Here is a 20,884-nt window from a genome sequence, read left to right as displayed (position 1 = left end):
GCATCCTTGGAGGTGCGGTCCCGGGGAGTGCGATGGATTGTTCGTGTTCCGTGTTCCGGAGATCTGAACCGTCCCGCATTCCTCACGAGGTGACGCCATGCTCGAACTGCTGAACATCACCGCTTTCGGTGCGCTGCACACGCTGATCGCACTGGTCGGATTCTTCGCCGGCTTCGTCGCACTGTTCCGCCATCGCCAAATCCGCCTGGACACCACGGCCGGTACGACCTTCTTCTGGTTCACCGTCGGCGCGGCCTTCACCGGCCTCTTCATCTTCCGCCACGGCGGATTCGGCGTGCCGCACGTGCTGAGCCTGATCACGCTGGGCGTGCTGGCGCTGGCGTGGCTCGCCGACCGCCGCAACGCCTTCGGCCGCTTCTCTGGCTATGTGGCGGTGCTGTCCAACCTGACCGCGCTGTTCTTCCACTTCATCCCGGCGTCGGTCGAAACCCTGACCCGCATCCCGCTGGGTGCGCCGTACGCGGCCAACCCGGAAGACCCGCGCCTGTTCGGCCCGATCGGTACCGCCTTCGTGGCCTATCTGATCGGAGCCATCTGGCAGCTGTGGCGCATGCGCGGCGTCCGCAGGGCCGCCACGCCGGGCGCCGGCCTGGCCTGACCGCCCCGCCATCGCCCCCCGCATTCACGCCCCGGCCACGCCGGGGCGGCTGTTTTCACCGCCCGCCAACGCGCCTCGCCGGAAAGTTCCTGTCCCCGCCCCGAGAATCGCAGCCGGGAGAGGTGTCTCATGGCCCGCCCCATCTGGACCGGAACGCTGTCGTTCGGTCTGCTCAACATCCCCATCAAGCTGATGACCGGCGAGCGTCGCGTCGATCTGTCGTTCCGCATGCTCGACAGTCGCAACAACGCCCCGATCCGCTACGAGCGCGTCAACGCCGAGACCGGCGAGGAAGTGCCGTGGAAGGAAATCGTCAAGGCGTTCGAGTACGACAAGGGCAGCTACGTCGTACTGGAGGAGTCGGACATCGCCGCCGCCTCGCCCGACCACAAGGAAACGGTCGACATCGACACCTTCGTGCCGCTGGAGTCGATCGGGCCGGAATACTTCGAGAAACCCTACGTGCTCGAACCGGGCAAGAAGGCCGAGAAGGGCTACGTGCTGTTGCGTGAAGTGCTCAAGCGCACCGGCCAGGCCGGCGTCGGCCGCGTCGTCATCCGCACGCGCGAATACCTCGCCGCGGTCGTCGCGCGCGACGACGCGCTGCTGCTGCTGATCCTGCGCTTCGCCCAGGAGCTGGTCGATCCGGAGGAATACAAGCTGCCCGAAGGCGGCATGGAGAAGTGGAAGATCACCGCGCGCGAAGTCGACATGGCCAAGCAGCTGATCGAGTCGATGAGCTCGGAATGGAATCCGGCGGACTACAAGGACGATTTCCGCGACCGCCTGACGAAGGTGATCGAGGATCGGGTCAAGTCCAAGCATGTGGTGCGCAAGCCGGCTGCCGAGGAATCGTTGCCGGAAAACGCCGCGACCAACGTCATCGACTTCGCCGACCTGCTCAAGCGCAGCCTGGAGAAGAAGGGAGGCAAGCCTCCGCCGGCCAAGAAGGCCGCCAAGAAGGCACCCGCGAAGAAGACGACCACGACGACCGCGCGCAAACGCACCGGACGCAAGTCGGCCTGATCCGCACGATCATCGCCGCGCCGACGCATGACGACGCCCCGGCTGACCAGTCCCGACCGCGTCGTGTTCGCCGGCGCGGGCATCACCAAGGGCGAAGTGGCCGACTATTACCGCGCCGTCGCGCGATGGCTGTTGCCCGAACTCGTCCAGCGCCCACTCTCGCTGGTGCGCTGCCCGGATGGCGCCGACGGCCACTGCTTCTTCCAGAAACACCACGCGGATTCGCTGGGCGAACACGTCCACGCGATCCGCCTGCGCGAACTCGAAGGCGAAGGCGATTACCTCTACGTCGAGGACATCGAGGGCGTGCTCGAACTGGTGCAGATGAACACGCTCGAGTTCCACGTATGGGGCGCGCGCATCGATGATGTCGAAAGCCCGGATCGGCTGGTGTTCGACCTGGACCCCGCACCGGACATCGCTTGGAACGAAGTGAAGGCCGCGGCGCGCCAGGTGCGCGACGAACTCGCCGCGCGCGGACTACGCAGCTGGTTGCGACTGTCTGGCGGCAAGGGATTGCACGTGGTGGTGCCGATCAGGCGCGGCCCGGACTGGACGCAGGTGAAAGCATTCAGCGATGCGTTCGCCGAGTCGCTGGTGGCGAAATCGCCCGAGCGATTCGTCGCCACCGCGAGCAAGTCGGCGCGTGAGGGCCACATCTTCATCGACTGGCTGCGTAACGCGCGCGGCGCGACCAGCGTCACCGGCTGGTCGCTGCGCGCACGACCCGGCGCGCCCGTGGCGATGCCGCTGAGCTGGGACGATCTTGGCCGCGTGCGCGAGCCAGCGGCATTCGATCTGCGCAAGGCCTTGCGCCGCGCGCGGTTGCTGCGCCGTGAGCCGTGGAGTGGATTCGCGCGCGTACGCCAGACGTTGCCGAACGAGCCCGGCTGAACGTCGAACCCTTGCGACTACACGCGTGAACTTCGGGTTCGTAGCCCATCGCATGTCATCTGCTAGCGTGAAACGATGACATTTCGCCTGCTCATCATCTGCAAGGGCAACATCTGCCGCAGTCCGATGGCCGAAACCATGCTGCGCCACCGCCTGGGTCGCGACGACATCGTCGTCGAATCCGCCGGGCTCGCCGCAATGCAGGGCTCGCCCGTCGATCCGAAAGCACAACAGGTACTGCTCGAACACGGCTTGAGCGCGGCCGCGCACATCGGCCGACAGGCCACGCGCGAACTGTTGCAGCGCTTCGACCTCGTGCTCGCGATGGAGCAGCGACAGGTCGCCGCGACGCTCGCGTCGTGCCCAGTGCTGCGCGGTCGCGTGCTGATGTTCTCGCACTGGAACGGTGGCGAAGATATCGACGACCCTTACGGTCGCGACATTTCCTGCTTCGATGCGACATACGACTCGCTCGATACATGTAACAGCGAATGGCAAACGAAACTGTGACACGCACATTCCATTCGCTTCAGCGTTGTGCTCGAGCAGTGAATTGATTCATTCATCTGAACACAACCTATCGCGATGATGAAGTTCACTGCGGTGAACCTGCTCATTTTCATCTCTTCATCAAGTCGCGCTCCATAGATTCGTTCGCGCACGGAGGCATGGCATCGAAACAGGAACATGAAACGCGATGCCTTCATGCCGAAGCAGTTGGTGGTCGTAAGTGCACACGCACACGGAATCCAACACCCCACGTTCTGATCCGAGGTGCGTGCATGACGGACCCCAAGCTGGTAGCTGCCAGCGCAATCGCGTTGGCCGTGACGCTATTCGCGATCTTCTCGATGCGCCCGTGGGCGAGGAAGATCGGACTGGTGGACCGGCCCGACGCGCGCAAGCGCCATCGCGGGAGCATCCCGCTGATCGGCGGGCTGTGCTTCTTCCTCGGCACGCTCGTCGGCCTGAGCTACCTGGGCTACTTCGACGGCTTCGTCACCAGCCTGCTCGCGGGCAGCGTGCTGATTGTCGCCGCCGGTGCGCTCGACGACGCCAGCGACCTCAGCGTGACCTCGCGCCTGCTGATCGAAGCCGGCGCCTGCGGCCTCGTGATCTTCATGTCCGGCTTCTACGTCAGCGACCTGGGCGAGATCATCGGCACGCGCCACATCGATCTTGGCCTGTTCGGCATCCCGTTCACGATCGTGGCGGTGATCGGCCTGATCAACGCGTTCAACATGATGGATGGCATCGACGGCCTCGCGGCGTCGATGGCGATGGTGTGCATCGTCGCGATCGGCATGTTCAACCAGGCGCCCTGGTCCGCACCGGGCGTGCTGCTGATGTTGCAGGTTCTGTTCGCGGCGCTGGTGCCCTATCTGTTCGTCAACATGGGCTGGCCGGATGGACGCAAGGTGTTCATGGGCGACGCCGGCAGCACACTGATCGGCTTCCTGATGGCGTGGGCGCTGGTCTACATGAGCCATCCGAACGTCGGCCGCATGTCGCCGCCGGACGTGCTCTGGTGCGTCGCGCTGCCGGTGATGGACACGCTGGCGGTGATGTACCGCCGCATCCGCTCCGGCGGCTCGCCGTTCCGCGCCGATCGCCAGCACCTGCACCATCTGCTGTGCGACACCGGCATGCCGCCGCGCATCGTGCTGGCCAGCATGGTCGGCATCGCCGGATTGCTGTTGCTGCTCGGCTTCGCGTTGCGCAACGTGCCGCAGTCGCTGGGCCTGGCCGCGTTCGTGCTGGTGCTCGCCCTGCACGTGTGGTGGGTGCCGAAGGCGCTGATGCGCATGCGCGGGCGCTGGCCGACGCGTGAAGCCAGACCAGTGCCGACGCCGCCACCGGCTCCGCTCACGACGAACCACGGCATCTCCTTCCTTGCCGGGCTCGCACGATTCGATGACGAGGACGACGATCGCTACTACGACATGCCCACGCGCGCCGGCATCGCCCTGCCCTCGGCCGCATCGCTGATCGACGCCGCACCTGCCGCGGACGGTGAGCCGGCGACGCTTGTACGTGCATTGTGCGTGCTGCCCGATTCGCCGGACGCGGTGCAGATGGCGCCGCTCGCACAGCGACTCGTACGCGACGAACGTTTCGAGACCACGGTGTGCGTGTCGGTCGATGCGGAACAGGACACGCCGCAGGTGCTGCATCTGTTCGACCTCTCGGCCGACGTGCATCTGGCGGTACCCGCGGCGAGCGAGGATCCCGTGCAGGTCACCTCCAGCGCGCTCGGCGGCATGAAGGATGTGATGACCCGGGTGCAGCCGGACCTGGTGGTGGTGCCGGGCGATGCGCCGGCCACGCTGGCCGCGACGCTCGCCGCGCACTACCACCAGGTCCCGGTGGTGTGCGTGGACGGTGGACAGAGTGCGGGTGCGCCGACATCCGCCGACGATCCGGGCCGGCGCATCGCGCGCGCGCTCGCATCGCTGCACGTCGCGCCCGACCAGTCGACCGGTCGCCAGCTCGTCGCCGAGGGCGTGCCCGCCAATCGCGTCATCGTCACTGGCGGCGCGGCGCTCGACACGCTCCATTCCGCACTGCAGGACCTGCACCCGGACAGCGACCTCGGCCGCGATTTCGCCGAACGCTTCGCCTTCCTGCGCGACGGACAGCCGCTGCTGCTTGTCATGCCGCGCGACGAAGAAGACGTGCACGCCGACTCGCTGATGGTCGCCGCATGCGAGGTCGCCGCGCAGCGACCGGACCTCGACGTGGTCTGCGTCGCGACTGCCGTCAATGGCCTACCGACACCGAACCTGCACCGCATCGACGCCCCGGACTATCTCGCGGGCGTGTTCCTGCTCGGCCGCGCGCATCTGGCGTACATCGCGCCGCACTTCTACAGCGAAGCCTGCGCGATGGACGTCCCGCTGCTGGCGATGGAACCGCTGCACCTGCCCGAAGGCGTGCGCCCGACCGTGCACCTGCTCGGCGGAAACGCGGACGAGATCGCCGTCGACGTGCAGCGCCTGCTTGAAGCGGGGCGACCCAATCGCGCACCGTTCGCTTCCGCGCAGACGGGCGCTTCCAACCAAACGGGCGACGCGTCCAATCGCGTCGCCGATGCCTTGGCGGGCCTGCGTTCCGCAGCCCATGCATCCACGACTCCGTCGCGCGACGCAGGTTCGCCAAACCAGTCCGGAACGCGACACGCCTGGGAGGTCACATGACCCGTGCGTGCGCGAGACCGTTGCGTTACCTGCCGACGACCGTCCGGTCCTGGCTGCGAACCATGCGGAGCGCGACGTCCCTGTGTGCGCTCCCGCCTGTCCTGCCCACTCCCTACGGTGACGAACCATGAGCACTCACGTGATTTCCCGGGCGGACCCCGCCTACACCGCGCCTGCCGCGACCGCGGTCCGTGATGACGACATAGACATCCCGACCCTCGTCTCCACGCTCAACGACAACAAGTGGGCGATCCTCGTCGGCACGCTCGCGTTCTTCGTCGCCGCCACGGTGTACGTGCTGCTGGTGACCCCCAAGTACGAGGCCAACGCCGTCGTGCAGGTGGAAGCGCGCCCGCCGACCGTGCCGGGTCTGTCGAACCACGAGAACACGCCGGCGCCGCCCATTGTCGACGCACCTGCCGCGACCGAAACGCAGCTGTTGACCTCGCGTCGCGTGCTTGGTGAAGCGATCGAACGCCTCGACCTCGACACCGTCGCACGCCCGGTGCGCATGCCGGTGATCGGCGACATGGTCGCGCGCGCGCAGCAGCGGTTGGACGCGGGCGATCTCGCGCCGCCGTTCCTCGGTCTTGCCAGCTACGGTTGGGGCGGCGAGCAGATCGGCATCGGTCGCTTCGATCTTCCCGAACAGCTCACCGGCATCAACCTGCAGCTCGTCGCCGGTGAGCGCGGCCGCTACCAACTACTCGATCCGGAAGGCAACACGCTGCTCGAAGGTCGCGTCGGGCAGGTCGCGAGCAACGGCCGCGGCATCACGCTCGAAGTCGAACGCCTGGTCGCCAATCCCGGCACGCGTTTCGACGTGAAGCGGCTGAACTCGATGGCGATCATGTCGGAGCTGAAGAACGACATCACGGTCACCGAGCAGGGTCGCAACTCCGGCATCATCGCGTTGACCTACGCGAACGCCGACCCGCTGCGCGCCAAGCAGGTGCTCGACCAGCTCACCCAGGCCTACGTGCGCCAGAACGTCGCGCGCAATTCGGCCGAAGCGGCCAAGCGCCTGCAGTTCGTGACCGAACAGCTGCCCAAGGTGCGCCGTGAACTCGCCGACGCGCAGCAGCGCCTCAACGAGTTCCAGTCGCGCACCCAGACGATGGATGTCGGCATGCAGAACAAGGCGCTGCTCGACCAGAGCGTTGCGCTGGAAACGAGCATCCAGCAGTTGCAGGTGCAGCGCGCCGACATCGCCAGCAAGTACACGCCAGAGCATCCGGTGTATCAGTCTCTGATGCGCCAGATCGGCCAGTTCGAAGCGAAGAAGAACCAGATCTCCGGACGCATCGGCAACCTGCCCGATACCCAGCAGGGTCTGTTCCGCCTGAACCGCGATGTCGAGGTGATCAACCAGACGTACGCGAACCTGCTCGACCAGGCGCAGCAGCTCAACATCGCCGCCGCCAGCGCGGTCGGCAACGCGCGGGTGATCGACCCGGCCGACGTCAACATGGACAGCCCGTCGTGGCCGAAGCCGCTGCTGGTCATCGCCGGTGGCACGCTGCTCGGCGCGATGCTGATGGTCGCTTTCGTCCTGACCCGGCAGATGTTCCGCCGCGGCGTCGAGGATCCGGTGGACATCGAACTGCTCGGCCTGCCGGTGTATGCGTCGATTCCCTTCAGCGCCAAGGGCAAGCAGATCGCGGCGCAGCCGGGCCAGCGCCGCCGCGACGGCAAGCAACGCCTGCTCGCCTTCCGCTCGCCGTCCGACCTTGCGATGGAGGCGCTGCGCACCTTGCGCACGAGCCTGCACTTCGCCCGTTTCGAGATGAAGAACAACATCCTGATGATCGCTGCGCCGAGTCCGGGTGTCGGCAAGACCTTCGTCTGCGCGAACCTCGCGGTGACCATCGCGCAGGCTGGCCAGCGGGTGCTGCTGATCGACGCGGACATGCGTCGCGGCACGCTGCACCAGGCACTGGGCACTCGTTCGGAGAATGGCCTGTCCGAGCTGATCTCGGGCCAGATCGATGCCACGACGGCGGTGCGCACGGTGCCGGGCACCGACAACCTGTCGTTCATCTCGCGCGGCGCGGTGCCGCCGAATCCGTCCGAGCTGCTGATGCATCCGCGATTCACCGCGCTGCTGGACAGCCTCGCCCCGAAGTACGACATCGTGGTGATCGATACGCCGCCGGTGCTGGCGGTGACCGACGCGGCGGTGATCGGCCACCACATCGGCACCTGCCTGATGGTCGTGCGCTGGGGCCTCAACCAGCAGCGCGAGATCGCGCTTGCGAAGCAACGCCTCGAGCAGAACGGCGTGGAAGTGCGCGGCGCGATCTTCAACGCGGTGCAGAAGCGTGGCTCTGGCCAGTACGCGTACACCTATTACGACTACCAGCCGGTGCGTGATCCGGCCCCGGCACGGTGATCCCATGCGCGCACAGATCACCATGTCCCCTTACTACGGCACGCCGGACTTCTCGCGGCTGATGCGCAACGGTGGGCCACGCCCGCCGGTCGATCCGGTGTCGGTCGCGGACCTGTTGCGCAACGCCTTCGTGTATCCGCCGTACTCGATCTACGAGGGTGTCCGCCTCGTCACGTTCGGCTTCTGCCCGCACGACGACATGCACACCGCGCCGCACTTCCACTTCAAGTTCCGAAACGCGGGCGAAGTCCCCGAGCATCCGAGATCCGAACAGGACTGGGTGGCCGGCTATCACCGCCTGCTGTGTCAGGCGATCGAGCGCAGTTGCCACGACATGCGCTCGCCGTGGCTGCTGCAGAGTGGCGGCAAGGATTCGACCACGCTTGCCATCGCCATCGCCGATGCGCGCCCGGACACGACCTGCATCACCTATCTCGGCGGCACCGAGGAAGACGAGGTCGCATCCGCTACGCACGTGGCACGCACGCTCGGCCTGCGCCACGAATCGCTGGTGTGCGATCCCGCGCGCGCGTACGACCGCTACCTCGCCGTGGTCGATCGCATGCCGCTGCTCACCGCGGATTTCGCCTTGCTGTCATGCGTGGACCTGGGCACCGAGATCGCGGGCCACGGCGGCGACGGCGTGATCGATGGACTCGGCGCGGACAGCTACTTCGGCACGCCGATGAGCCGCAGCCAGCACTGGATCCGTCGGCTCTCGCGCGACCTGCCGCTACCGGGTCGACTGTCCGAACTGCCGGGCGTCGATCGCAGCTTCAAGCTCTGCTACCTGCTCAGCACGCTGCGCATGAACCCGATCGAACGTGTCTTCCCCGGCTCGCGCTTCGGCGACGACGAAGTGGACGAGCTGTTCGGCCGCGAGATCGCACAGGCGTCGCGCCAGCGGCTGGAACTGTTCAAGGACGAGATCGGTTCAGCCACCAGCCCGTGGGAATGGCGCGACATGTCGACGTCGATCGCCGGCTCCGCGGGTGCGTTCGCCAAGGGCCTGTACACCACAGCGGCATTGTCGCTGAAGGCAGCCTATCCGTTCTGCGATCTCGACCTGCGCGAGTGGATCCATCGCGAAGTGCCGCGCTACCAGAAGGTCGACCCGATCACCAAGCTCAACAAGCTGCTGATCCGCGAGCACATCGCCAGCCGCTTCGACGACCTGCCCTACGTTCGCAGCAAGGGCAGCTTCCGTTTCGACGTGCGCGGCCTGGCGCGAACCCGCTTCGACCGCGTCCGCGATTTCGCGGAACGCTCGCGCGATTTCCTGCCGGGTGCGGTCGGATGGCTCGACCGCAATCGTTCGCGTCTGGACAACAAGTACCACGCCTCGCGCTTCTATCTGCTCGCGATCGTCCTGCCGTGGCTCGACAGCAATGCGACGACCCAGCATGGGAACGTCGCCGAACCGCTGCGCGCCTATGCCTGACCACAGCCGAAGGCGATTCGCGACAGCGATGCTGCTCGCAGCGGCGTGGCCGTCGCTCGCGCTCGCACAGGCGCGCCAGCGCGGCGGAACGGCCATCGAAGTGCGCGCACACGGCGCGCGCGGTGACGGCAAGACTGACGACACGCGCGCATTCCAGCAGGCCATCGACGCGCTGCCCGATGCGGGCGGCACGGTGCAGGTTCCGGCCGGCGACTACCTGATCGACGCCGTCGTCGGCGTGCGCCTGCGCAGCCGCATGCACCTGGCGCTCGCTTCGGGCGCGCGACTGTTGGCCAAGCCGAACGCGGCCGAGCGTGCGTACGTGCTCAACGCGCATCGCGTCGAACAGGTCGAGATCTCGGGCGGGCGCATCATCGGCGAACGCGCCGCTCACAAGGGTACGACCGGAGAGTGGGGCCACGGCGTCATGATCCGCGGTTCCACCGGCGTGAGCGTGCACGACATCCACATCTCGCACTGCTGGGGCGACGGCATCTCCATCGGCGGCGCGAACGACTCCGGTGGCGCCATCGCACCCAGTCGCGATGTCGTGATCGAACGCGTGCAATGCGTGGGCAACCGTCGCCAGGGCCTGACCATCGGCCGCTCGCGGCGCGTGCGGGTGTTCGACTCCACTTTCGCCGACACCGGCGGCACCCTGCCCGGCTGCGGCATCGACATCGAGCCCGATGCGGGCGACATCGCCGACGACGTTCGGATCGAGCGCTGCACCGTGCACGGGAATCGCGGCGCGGGAATCCAGCTCTACAAGCGCGTGTCCAATGCGGTGGTCCGCGACTGCACCATCGAATCCAACCGCGGCCACGGCATCCTCACCCTTGGCGCCAGCGATTGCGTGATCGAGGGCAACCGCATCCGCCTGAACGGACTCGGCGGTGTCGGCGTGCGTCCGGGAACGCGCGGGCTGACCATCGCCAGGAACGAGTTCAACGACAACGGTCCACGCGGTCGCACGCCGGACGGCGCCACGCGCAAGGGCAAGCGCCACGTCTCCATCGGCGAATCGACAGTGTCGATCCGCGTCGACAAGAGCAATCGCTACTTCGACTGACGCAGCGCAGCGTCCGACCCCGCTTCATGAACTTGAATGCGCGGCAGGCTGAACAAGCCGTCGCGCATTCTTCGGACGCGTCCACAGATATGCGGATTGCGGGATGAAATTCATCTTCGTTCCGATAAGGTGCACGGCAAGTCACGAACATGATCGTGGCGTGATGATCTGAACGATCGCCTCCCGGTCTTCGCCGCATGTGTTGGCGAAGGCACCAACACACCGGTACCGATAGTGAACGACACCCGCGCAACGGCGTCTGCGACCGCCCCTGAACGTCGCGAATTCATCCGCAAGTCGCTGCTTCTATCCATTCCGCCCGTGCTGGGTTTCGCCGGCATCGGCAAGGTCTTCGCCGCCACCGGCGCGACGACCGCCTCGACCTACACGCCCGCAGCACGCGCACGGGGCACGGCCAGCGTGAGCGTTCGCAGCTACGGCGCGCTCGGAAATGGCAGCAATGACGACACAGCCGCCTTCCAGGCGGCGATCGACGCCCTGCCCTCGTCCGGCGGCACCGTCACCGTTCCGGCCGGCGACTACGTCCTCGACCCGACCGTGAACGTGCGCCTGCGCAGCAAGATGCACTTGCAGCTCGCCTCGGGCGCGCGCCTGCGCGCCAAGCGCAACAACGCCGAACGCGCCTACGTGCTGATGGTCTACAAGGTCAGCGACGTGGAGATTTCCGGCGGCCAGATCATCGGCGATCGCGACACCCACCTGGGCACGACCGGCGAATGGGGCCACGGCATCATGATCCGCGGCTCCTCGCGCGTGACGGTGCGTGACATCCACCTGTCCAACTGCTGGGGGGACGGTCTGTCGATCGGCGGCGCGATGGTGACTGGCGCGCCGACGATCCCGTGCAACGACGTGATCATCACCAACATCGTCTCGACCAACAACCGTCGCCAGGGCCTGACCATCGGCTGCGCGACCAACGTGAAGGTCTACGACAGCGAGTTCAGCGACACCAACGGCATCGCCCCGCAGTGCGGCATCGACATCGAACCCGACTCGGGCGATTCGCGCACGACGGAAACGGTCCACATCGAGAACTGCCTGATCCGCAACAACAAGGGCAACGGCATCCTTGCCTACAAGCGCGTCAAGGGCGTGACGGTCAAGGGCTGCACCATCGAATACAACGGTGGCTACGGCATCCTGACGGTGACCCCGACCGGTGGCTACATCGCGCAGAACCGCTTCCAGCACAACTACCTCTACGGCGTGATGTTCAGCGCGGCGACCAAGTCCTACCAGGCCAGCGGCAACGTGTTCCGCAACAACCACACGCGCATGCATGGCGTGAACACGGCGCAGAATCCTCTGGTCACGATGACCGGCCTGGTCGGTGGCAACAACGGCAACGGCGCGCACATCCAGAAGACGGCGGACAGCACCGACATCCGCGTCACCAGCAACCAGTACGCGAAATAACGGACGCGCCCTCGCGGGCACGTGTCGCAGGCGAACGGAACGGCCGGGCACATGCCCGGCCGTTTTCGTGCTTGCGTTGTGCTATGTCGATTCGGCGTGTATGCGCGTGGATGAATCCGTGACGCAGCGTGCAAGTGTGTCGATCGAAACCGCTCGACGCGCGCTCGTTCACGTGCCGATGGAAAGATGAGCAGAACGTGGAGAGGCCGTGCGAACGCACTGGCTATGATCCGGACGACCTCCCGATCCGGACGAAACGCCGCTCGCATCGCCCGCTTCATCACGCGACGCGCGGCAAGCCACGCCGATGCGCATTGCCTTTTTCGCGAACACCGACTGGTACCTCTACAACTTCCGTCTTTCCACGGCGAAGCACCTTCAGGCGCATGGGATCGAGGTATTGATGATCTCGCCCGAAGGCGAGTTCGGTGAGCGCTTCGCCCAGCACGGCATCCGCTGGATCACGCTGCCGCTCGACCGCGCCAGCCTCAATCCACTGCGCGAGGCCGGCACGATCCGCCATCTCACCGCGCTTCTGCGTCGCGAAGCGCCCGACCTGATCCACAACTTCACGGTGAAATGCGCGGTATACGGCGCGCTTGCCGCCCGCTTCGCGCGCGTTCCGGCGGTGGTCAACGCCGTCGCGGGCATGGGCTACGTGTACGCCAGCAATGGCATGAAGGCACGCATCCTGCGTCCCGTCGTCAGCCTGCTGATGCGCGGCACGCTTGGCGCCGGCCATTCGCGCGTGATCCTGCAGAACCCGGACGATGCGGCCGCGCTCACGGATTCGCGCCTCGTCGCACCCGATCGCATCCGCGTGATCCGCAGCTCCGGCGTCGACACCGAACGGTTCCAGCCGTGCGATGACGTCGAAGCACAGCGTCCCTTGCGTGTGCTGCTCGCGGCACGCCTGCTGCGCGAGAAAGGCATCGGCGAGTACGTCGAAGCCGCGCGCATGTTGCAGGCGCGTGGACGGAAGGTCGAGTTCCTCCTCGCTGGCACGCCCGATCCGGGCAATCCCAGTTCGTACGCGCGCGAGGATGCCGAACAGTGGCACCGCGAGGGACTGGTGGAGTGGCTCGGCCACGTCGACGACATGCCGTCGCTGCTGCGCACGGTGGACGTGATGGCGCTGCCGAGCTACTACCGCGAAGGCGTGCCGCGCTGTCTGATCGAAGGCGCGGCGAGCGGCCTGTGCATCGTCACCACCGACCTCCCCGGCTGCCGCGAGGTCGTCACCGCGCATGGCGTCGATGGCCTGCAGGTTCCGCCACGCGACGCGCCGTCGCTGGCGGCGCTGCTCATGCAGCTCGACGACGACCGCGGCCTCGTGCGGCGACTGGGCGCGAAGGCGCGGGAACGCGCCGTCCGGCATTTCGACGAACGCCTCGTGATCGGCAGGACGCTGGAGGTCTACGAAGAGCTACTCGCGCAGCCGCTCGGCGTGCGCGACGCGATACTTGAATGCGCACGCGAATGAACGTGAAGGCATGGCGACCGGCGGCCGTGGCGATCAGCCTGCTCTGGCTGGCCACGCTCGCGGGCGCGGGCATGGTGTTCCTCGCGCAGTTGTTGTTGGCGCGACGACTCGGACCGACGGAGTACGGCCTGTTCGCGTCGTCGCTGGCGACGGTCAGCGTGATCGCGCCACTGGCCGGGTTCGGTCTGTCGCAGTTCCGGCTCAAGGCGTATGGCCACGAAGGCTGGCAGGCAGACCGTTGGCTGCGGCCCGCGTTGCGCTTCTCGGCGATCACCGGCGCGCTCGCGATCGGCGCAGTGATCGCGTGGGCACTCTACGGCACGGCGGTCGATGGACCGACGCGCACGACGCTGTTGCTGCTGACGCCCGTGATCGGCGGCGTATTCGCGATCGACATCGTCGGCACCAAGCTGCGCCTGGAGGAGCGGCACCGCGCACTCGCCGGATGGCAGCTGCTGATGCCGGCCGGACGTCTCGCAGTCGCCGCGACACTGTTGGCGTGGCCGCTCGCCAACGCGCAGGCGGCGGCGCTCGGCTATGGACTGGTCGCGCTGCTCATCGCCGCGCTCGCCTTGCCGCAACTGTCGGCGATGCAGCACGGACGGATGGAGCTGCGCGGCCACGGACCACGTCCCGATATGGGTTCCGATGGGCTTCCGGCTGACACTCCCGGTGCGATGCAGCTGTGGTCGCAGGCCTGGGCTTATGGCGTCGCGGCTGTGCTGTACCCGGTGTTCTTCCAGGTCAGCACGGTGCTGCTGAAGTACCTGCACAGCAACGAGCAGGCCGGTCACTACGGTGTCGCGCTGGCGGTGATGACCGCGCTGTACCTGTTCCCGGCGACCGTGTACCAGAAGTTCCTGCTGTCGCGCCTGCATCGCTGGGCGGTGCATGATCGCGTGCGTTTCCGTCGCGTATATCGCGTCGGCAACCTGGCGATGCTCGCGGCCGGCCTCGGCGTGGGGCTCGTGCTGGCGCTGGTGTCGCCGTGGCTGGTGCCGCTGGCGTTCGGCCAGGCCTACGCTGACGTCGCGATACTGCTCGGCATCCTCAGCCTGTGCGTACCGATCCGCTTCCTGTCCACCGCCGTCGGATCGGCGTTGCTCACGGAGAACCACATGCGCTATCGCGTCGTCGCGATGCTGGTCGCCACGCTCGTCGCCGTGGTGTTGAACTGGCTCGCGATCCCGCGCTTCGGCGGCATCGGCGCCGCATGGGCGACGGTCATCGCCGAAGCCATGCTGCTGCTGTCGATGTGGTGGGGCGTGCGTCGTATCGTCGATCGCGAGGAGACTGCCGGATGAATGCATTGCGTGCCGCCTTTACCGGCTACTACGGCATGTGCAACTTCGGTGACGACCTGTTCGGCGTGCTGTGCTCGGCCGCCGCGCGCCGCTACTGGAACGCCGATCCGTGCGTCATCGGGCCGCCGCTCGCCGGTGCCGGTGCGGATTCGACGTGGCCGCTTCCGCGCACGTTCTACGGTGCGAGCGGCGCCGTCGGCAAGGCCGCGCGGCTGTTCGGCTTCGCGCGCGGGCTGCGTGGAGCCGACGTGCTGGTGATGGGCGGCGGTTCGGTGATCAACGCGCGCGAGTCGTTCCGGCAACCGATGATGCTGTCGGCGCAACGCAGCGGCAAGCTCCAGCTGGCGGCGGTCGGCGTTTCCATCGGCCCGTTCGCGGATGCGGCCGGCGAAGAGACCGCCGCGAACTTCGTCCGCCACTTCACCTACCTCTCCGTGCGCGACCGGCGCTCCTTCGAACTGGCGCGACGCATGGGCGTGGAGCACATCACCCATGCGGGCCGCGATCTCGCCGGCCTGCTGCCGCTGGTGAGCGCGGACCCGGGATGGATTCCTTCCACCGGCAGCGACCGCAGCGTGCCGTGCATTGGTCTCGCTCCCTGCAGCTACACCGTACGCGACGACCACCCCTCGCCATCACCGGCACAGTGGCACGACGCGGCGATCTCCGCGTTGTCGCGCATGTCGGCGCGCACACCGCTGCAGGTGGAGGTGTTCAGTCTCAACGGCCACCCTCGCCACGGCGACGCTGCCCTGTCGCGCGAGCTGTGCGAGCGCCTGCGTTCGCGCGGCGTTCCGGTACGGATTCGCGAGTACGCCGGGGGCGATCCGCTGATGATCGTGCAGGCGATCCGTGAGTGCGATGCGTTCATCAGCGCGCGACTGCATGGTGCCATCGTCGCCTATCTGTGCGGCGTGCCGTTCGGAATCGTCGATTACCACCCAAAGTGCCGCGACTTCGCCGACGACATCGGGCTGCCGCACACGCTGCGCTTCGATCGTCCCGACATCGACGAGTCTTCGTTCCTGCATGCGCTGGATGCATTACTGAACGACGGCGCCACGCGACCCGCGGTTTCACCCGACGTTTACGCACAGGAGGCGCAGGACATATTCCAATGCGCACCATGGTCGACCTCACCCGCACGCACGACGCAGGCCGCCTGATGCCGTCGCGAAACTTCACCGCTCCGATCTCCGTGGTGGTGCCCTGCTACCGGTGCGGGGCGACGATCGGCGAAGCCGTGGCGTCCATCGCCTCGCAGACGCTGCCGCCACGGCAGGTGCTGCTGGTGGACGACGCCAGCGGCGACGGCACGACGGAAGTGCTGCACGCGATCGCGAGCGAATATCCCGCCGGATGGATCGAAGTGATCTCGCTGACCGAGAACGGCGGTCCGTCGCTCGCACGCAATACCGGCTGGCAACGCGCTTCGGAGGACTACGTTGCATTCCTCGACTCCGACGACACCTGGGCGGAGACCAAACTGGAACTGCAGACGCGTGCGCTGCAGACGGATCCGACGATCGCGCTGATCGCCCATCCGATGCGGGTGCGCGAGCGCGATTCGCGATTGCCGGATGCCCCGCGCGAGGCGCGGACACGGATCGTGCCGCGCCGGCGCCTGCTGCTCAACAACCCCTTCCCTACCGCGTCGGTCGTGCTGCGTCGCGACCTTCCGTTCCGATTCGATGAGAAGTACCGGCGTGTCGAGGACTTCCTGCTGTGGGGCCAGATCGCGTTCTCGGGCTTCCGCTGCGCCAAGCTCGACCAGGTGCTGGCGTACTGGCACAAGCCGAACTACGGTGCCGGCGGCCTGAGCGAGGATCTCAAGGCCATGCATCGGGCGGGTCGCGAGGTTCGGCGTGAACTGCTGCGCCAGGGACTGGTGACGCTGCCCGAGCACCTGTTCGCGCGCAGCGTCGGCATGCTGCGAAAGTCGCGACAACGCCTGCTGCTGGCGCTGCGTCGCGCACAGGCGGGAGGTATCGCCTCATGAGCACGCATCCGCAGATCCCGCCCTACGCCCTGCATCCGCGACGCGCGATCGATGCGCCGGCTGCCGGTGTACTGAGCGTCATGCTACTGCTCGCGGTGGCGGTGTTCGCCTGCTGGCTGGTGGGCACGCGTCCGCTGGACATCGGCACCGATACCAACACCTATGCGGGCTTCTTCGAAGGGCTGAATGAGCAAGGCGTCGAAACACGCCTTGAGCCCGGCTTCGTCTACCTCACCTACGCCCTGTGGAAACTCGGCGTCGGCGTCACCGGCTACCAGACGGCGCTGTTCCTGCTGTTGCTAGGCACGATCGTCGTGTCGACCCGGCGCTACTTCGACTACCTCGGCGACACACGTGGCTACCTGACGTTCCTCGGCGTGGCAGTGATGCTGCTGTTCGTGTCGCCTATGTTCGTCAACGCCTCGATCAATGCCGTGCGCCAGGGCCTCGCCGCGCTGCTGGTGTTCACGTCGCTGCTCTCGTTCCAGCGCAGGCAGTGGGGACGCTTCCTTCTGTACGGCGCACTTGCCAGCAGCCTGCACCTGTCCTCGCTGCTCTATCTCGTGTTCGCTCCCGTGCTGCTGTTCGGCACGCGGATGCAACGGGTGATCGCCCTGGTCGCGTTCGCGATGTACGTCAGCGGCGTTTCGATGATGCTGGTGCGCGCGCTCCTGCCCACGCTCTACGAAGTGGTGATGAGCTACACCGCCAATTCCTTCTCGCGCTCCGGCGTTCGCGTGGACTTCGCGGTGTTCTCGATCTTCTGGTACATGCTCCCGCATGCGCTTGCGCCGCTGGTGCGCGCCGACGTCAGGCAGAAGATCAAGGACAGCACCGCGGTGTACCTGGCGATGATGCTGCCGTTCTTCGGGATCGGCTGGGGCTTCTTCTCCAACCGCTACCTACTGCCGGCATGGCTGTCGGTGTCGCTCATCCTCGCGGCCATGATCTTCCACAGCCGTATCCCGATCGTGCGACACCCGCTGCTGCTCAGGTTCGGCCTTCTGGCGTCGTGCGCGCTGTTCTATTACTACGTCAACCACGAAATCGTGATCTGAGGAAGCGTCCCGCGCATGCAGTCGTTGCAGAAGTTCGCCGTCGTCCTGACGTATCCGCCTGCCCTGACCCTGTTGCTGCTGTTCGCGGCGACGGCGCTCTTGCTGCTGCGCCAGCACAGGACCGGGATGGTGGTTGCGGTGCTGGCGATGGCGTGGTCCGGCTTGCTGTCGATACCGGTCGCGTCCGACTGGGTGCGCGGGAGACTGGAGCAGCGCTATCGCGTGGTCGAAGAACGCGAACTTCCGCAGGCCGATGCGATTGTGGTGCTCGGCGGCGGCAGCAGCTATCGGTGGATCAACCGCCCCAACGTCAGCGCAGACGACCTGGAAAGCAGCCGCCTCGCTGCGGGTGCGCGCGCATGGCTCGCAGGTCGCGCTCCGGTGGTGATCCTCTCTGGCGGCGGCGATAACGGCGGTGAGCGCGACGCAAGCGAGGCACGCCGGATGGCGCACGCGATCGGCCGCCTCGGCGTTCCGGAATCCGCGTTGCTTCTGGAAGACCAGAGCCGCAACACGCGCGACAACGCCCGCTACACCGCCGCGCTCGCGGACGAACACGGATTCCATCGCGTGCTGCTCGTCACGTCGTCGCTGCACATGCCGCGCGCCGTACTGCAGTTCAGCAATGAGAACGTCGATGTGATCCCGGTCCCTGTTCCGGAACGCGCGCGACGCGATCGCTGGACACAACGCTGGATCCCTTCGCGCAGCGCGCTATGGCGTAGTGGTCGTGCGATCAAGGAATTCGGTGCGATCGTGATGGCACGTCTACAGAACTGAACGATCGCATGCATCTTCAGCAATGTGTTCGTCGCGATACTGAATGTTTCCGGACCACGGGCCCATTTCGTCACGCGATATCCGCCATGCGCGCTATACGCTTTCGATGCGACATGCGATGCGCGATGGACTACGCAGGACATGCACGACGCTCGATCACGACGATCGATGCAGCGGACGATCAATCCGGCACGTCGAACAGGGACGCGTGACGATGGCATCGGGCGATGCCGTGCCATGAACTCGAGGGCCACGCATTGAAGACATTCCTTCTTTCCTGTTCGGTCGCCATGTCGGTACTCGCGCTCTCGGCCTGCGTACCCGGCCAGCAGATGTCGCGCAGCGACGTGCAGGACTCGCAGGCCGTCGGCAACGATGTGAGGATGGTGACCATCACGCCCGAGGTGGTCGCGGCGCCGGCGAGAGTCGCGACGATCCCGACCGAACTCAGTGGCTACACGGGCGAGGCCTACCGGATCCAGCCCGGCGACACGCTGATCGTCACGGTCTGGGATCATCCCGAACTCACCACGCCGGCAGGCAACCAGCAGCAGGCCGTCACCAACGGCCGACTCGTGCAGCCGGACGGCACGTTCTACTTCCCGTTCGCCGGCAAGATGAACGTCAGTGGCATGTCCATCGAAGACCTGCGCAGTACGCTCACGAGTCGCCTCGCCAAGTACATCCAGAACCCGCAGCTCGATGTCAACGTGGTCGGCTTCGGCAGTCGCGTGGCGCTGCAGGGCGCGTTCGAGGACACGACGCCACAGGAATTGACCACGGTTCCGCTGACTCTGTCGCAGGCCATCGGTCGTGCGCGCATCGACGTGGAGCAGGCCGATCTCGCCGGCTTCGTGCTGACGCGCGACGGACGCAACTATCCGCTCGATCTCGACGCACTCAATCGTGACGGCCGGATCGCGCAGGACCTGTATCTGAAGCCAGGCGACCGGTTGTTCCTGCCGTTCAACGATCGCAAGGAGGTCTACGTTATCGGCGAGGTCGTGCGTCCGCAGGCGCTCACTTTCAAGACCACCGACATGACCCTCACCCAGGCGCTGGGCCGCAGTGGCGGCCTCAACCCGGTGACCTCGAAGGGCGAAGCGGTTTACGTGATCCGCGGCATCGAGGAGTTGGAGCAGACCCCGGCGACGGTCTACCAGCTCAACGCCAAATCGCCGGCCGCGTTCGCGCTGGGCGACCGCTTCCGGCTGAAGCCCGGAGACGTGGTGTGGGTCGGCCCGGCTGGCGTGACGCGCTGGAACCGCTTCCTGTCGCAGCTGCTGCCGCTGTCGGCGATCCTGACCAACGCGGCCTCCGCGCAGTACGACATCACGCGCTGACGCCAAGGGGCCCGGCGCACAGCAAGCCGGCGGTCGCGCGACCGCCGGCTTTCGCATCTCTCCATTTCTCCACCGCATCGCGGCATGCTGGCGTTTGTCGATTTCGCCGACACCGGTTCGTCGGTGGAGAGACAGGCAACCCGCCTTGCCCGGAGAGAACGCCATGCTGGAGCTGTACGCACATCCCTTCTCGTCGTATTGCCAGAAGGTGCTGACCGCGCTGTACGAGAACGGCACGCCGTTCCGGATGCGCCTGCTCGATTCGCCACAGTGCGAGGCCTGGCGCGAACTCGCCGCGATGTGGCCGATCCAGCGTTTCCCGGTGCTGGTCGAAGACGGGCGCGTCGTGCTGGAAGCCAGCTGCATCATCGAATACCTGCAGCTTTACCATCCCGGCCCGGTGACGCTGGTTCCGCAGGATCCGCACGAGGCACTGGAAGTGCGGATGATGGACCGCTTCTTCGACAACTACGTGTCGACGCCGCAGCAGAAGATCGTGTTCGATGCGATCCGCGCCGAAGCGGACCGCGATCCCTACGGTGTCGCCGAAGCACGCGCGCAGCTGGAAAAGGCGTACGCGTGGCTGGAGAAGCGGCTCGAAGGCCGCGGATGGGCGGCCGGCGCGGACTTCAGCCTCGCAGACTGCGGCGCCGGCCCGTTCCTGTTCTACGCGGACTGGACGCATCGCATCGGCGACGCGTTCCCGCGCGTGCTCGCGTACCGGCAGCGCCTGCTGGCGCGCCCGGCGTTCGCGCGTGCGGTCGACGAGGCGCGTCCGTACCGCTCGTTCTTTCCGCTGGGCGCACCGGACCGCGACTGACGCGCGCGCAGGAGGC

At 66.6% G+C, this 20,884-nt stretch carries 17 protein-coding genes; all 17 read left to right on the top strand.

Features of this window, described 5'->3' with window-relative positions; all coding sequences use genetic code 11:
• Nucleotides 1–97: 97 nt before the first annotated feature.
• The 17 genes from FOF45_RS13975 to FOF45_RS13895 all read left to right on the top strand — a co-directional run bounded on the left by FOF45_RS13975 (nucleotide 98) and on the right by FOF45_RS13895 (nucleotide 20,868).
• Nucleotides 98–619: a hypothetical protein gene (locus FOF45_RS13975; RefSeq protein ID WP_158985875.1), complete on the top strand. Its 522-nt coding sequence runs from the start codon at nucleotides 98–100 to the stop codon at nucleotides 617–619.
• 129 nt (nucleotides 620–748) lie between these two features.
• Nucleotides 749–1,645, top strand: a complete 897-nt coding sequence (ku, locus tag FOF45_RS13970) for a non-homologous end joining protein Ku (RefSeq protein WP_158985873.1) — start codon at nucleotides 749–751, stop codon at nucleotides 1,643–1,645.
• 27 nt (nucleotides 1,646–1,672) lie between these two features.
• Nucleotides 1,673–2,539 (top strand): non-homologous end-joining DNA ligase, encoded by an 867-nt coding sequence (gene ligD, locus FOF45_RS13965; RefSeq protein ID WP_158985871.1) that lies wholly within the window; start codon nucleotides 1,673–1,675, stop codon nucleotides 2,537–2,539.
• Nucleotides 2,540–2,614: 75 nt separating this feature from the next.
• The gene (locus tag FOF45_RS13960) at nucleotides 2,615–3,049 is read left to right on the top strand and encodes a low molecular weight protein-tyrosine-phosphatase (RefSeq protein ID WP_158985869.1); all 435 of its coding nucleotides are present in this window, start codon (nucleotides 2,615–2,617) and stop codon (nucleotides 3,047–3,049) included.
• A 272-nt stretch (nucleotides 3,050–3,321) separates the two neighbouring features.
• On the top strand, nucleotides 3,322–5,736 hold the full coding sequence (locus tag FOF45_RS13955) for a UDP-N-acetylglucosamine 2-epimerase (RefSeq protein ID WP_158985867.1): 2,415 nt from the start codon (nucleotides 3,322–3,324) through the stop codon (nucleotides 5,734–5,736).
• Between the two features lie 127 nt (nucleotides 5,737–5,863).
• A complete protein-coding gene (locus FOF45_RS13950) occupies nucleotides 5,864–8,128 on the top strand; it encodes a polysaccharide biosynthesis tyrosine autokinase (RefSeq protein ID WP_158985865.1) in 2,265 nt (754 codons plus the stop codon).
• 4 nt (nucleotides 8,129–8,132) lie between these two features.
• Nucleotides 8,133–9,569 (top strand): asparagine synthase-related protein, encoded by a 1,437-nt coding sequence (locus tag FOF45_RS13945; RefSeq protein ID WP_158985863.1) that lies wholly within the window; start codon nucleotides 8,133–8,135, stop codon nucleotides 9,567–9,569.
• 28 nt (nucleotides 9,570–9,597) lie between these two features.
• Complete coding sequence (locus tag FOF45_RS13940) at nucleotides 9,598–10,641, top strand: right-handed parallel beta-helix repeat-containing protein (RefSeq protein WP_158985861.1); 1,044 nt, start codon at nucleotides 9,598–9,600, stop codon at nucleotides 10,639–10,641.
• A gap of 234 nt (nucleotides 10,642–10,875) precedes the next feature.
• On the top strand, nucleotides 10,876–12,081 hold the full coding sequence (locus FOF45_RS13935; RefSeq protein ID WP_158985859.1) for a right-handed parallel beta-helix repeat-containing protein: 1,206 nt from the start codon (nucleotides 10,876–10,878) through the stop codon (nucleotides 12,079–12,081).
• A gap of 307 nt (nucleotides 12,082–12,388) precedes the next feature.
• On the top strand, nucleotides 12,389–13,564 hold the full coding sequence (locus FOF45_RS13930) for a glycosyltransferase family 4 protein (protein ID WP_158985857.1): 1,176 nt from the start codon (nucleotides 12,389–12,391) through the stop codon (nucleotides 13,562–13,564).
• Nucleotides 13,549–14,868 carry a lipopolysaccharide biosynthesis protein gene (locus FOF45_RS13925; RefSeq protein ID WP_158985855.1) on the top strand — a complete coding sequence of 440 codons (1,320 nt, stop codon included), beginning with the start codon at nucleotides 13,549–13,551 and terminating at the stop codon, nucleotides 14,866–14,868. The genes FOF45_RS13930 and FOF45_RS13925 overlap by 16 nt, the downstream gene beginning before the upstream one ends.
• Complete coding sequence (locus FOF45_RS13920) at nucleotides 14,865–16,034, top strand: polysaccharide pyruvyl transferase family protein (RefSeq protein ID WP_158985853.1); 1,170 nt, start codon at nucleotides 14,865–14,867, stop codon at nucleotides 16,032–16,034. Before FOF45_RS13925 ends, FOF45_RS13920 begins: the two co-directional genes overlap by 4 nt.
• Nucleotides 15,995–16,867 carry a glycosyltransferase family 2 protein gene (locus FOF45_RS13915; RefSeq protein ID WP_233264147.1) on the top strand — a complete coding sequence of 291 codons (873 nt, stop codon included), beginning with the start codon at nucleotides 15,995–15,997 and terminating at the stop codon, nucleotides 16,865–16,867. Before FOF45_RS13920 ends, FOF45_RS13915 begins: the two co-directional genes overlap by 40 nt.
• On the top strand, nucleotides 16,864–17,925 hold the full coding sequence (locus FOF45_RS13910) for an EpsG family protein (RefSeq protein WP_158985849.1): 1,062 nt from the start codon (nucleotides 16,864–16,866) through the stop codon (nucleotides 17,923–17,925). Before FOF45_RS13915 ends, FOF45_RS13910 begins: the two co-directional genes overlap by 4 nt.
• 15 nt (nucleotides 17,926–17,940) lie before the next feature.
• Complete coding sequence (locus FOF45_RS13905) at nucleotides 17,941–18,705, top strand: YdcF family protein (RefSeq protein ID WP_158985847.1); 765 nt, start codon at nucleotides 17,941–17,943, stop codon at nucleotides 18,703–18,705.
• Nucleotides 18,706–18,995: 290 nt separating this feature from the next.
• Nucleotides 18,996–20,048, top strand: a complete 1,053-nt coding sequence (locus tag FOF45_RS13900; protein WP_233264146.1) for a polysaccharide biosynthesis/export family protein — start codon at nucleotides 18,996–18,998, stop codon at nucleotides 20,046–20,048.
• Nucleotides 20,049–20,211: 163 nt separating this feature from the next.
• The gene (locus tag FOF45_RS13895; RefSeq protein ID WP_158985845.1) at nucleotides 20,212–20,868 is read left to right on the top strand and encodes a glutathione S-transferase family protein; all 657 of its coding nucleotides are present in this window, start codon (nucleotides 20,212–20,214) and stop codon (nucleotides 20,866–20,868) included.
• The last annotated feature ends 16 nt before the right edge of the window (nucleotides 20,869–20,884 follow it).

Source organism: Lysobacter panacisoli, from assembly GCF_009765165.1.
Lineage (GTDB): Bacteria > Pseudomonadota > Gammaproteobacteria > Xanthomonadales > Xanthomonadaceae > Lysobacter_J > Lysobacter_J panacisoli.
This window is presented reverse-complemented; position numbering and strand designations above follow the sequence as displayed.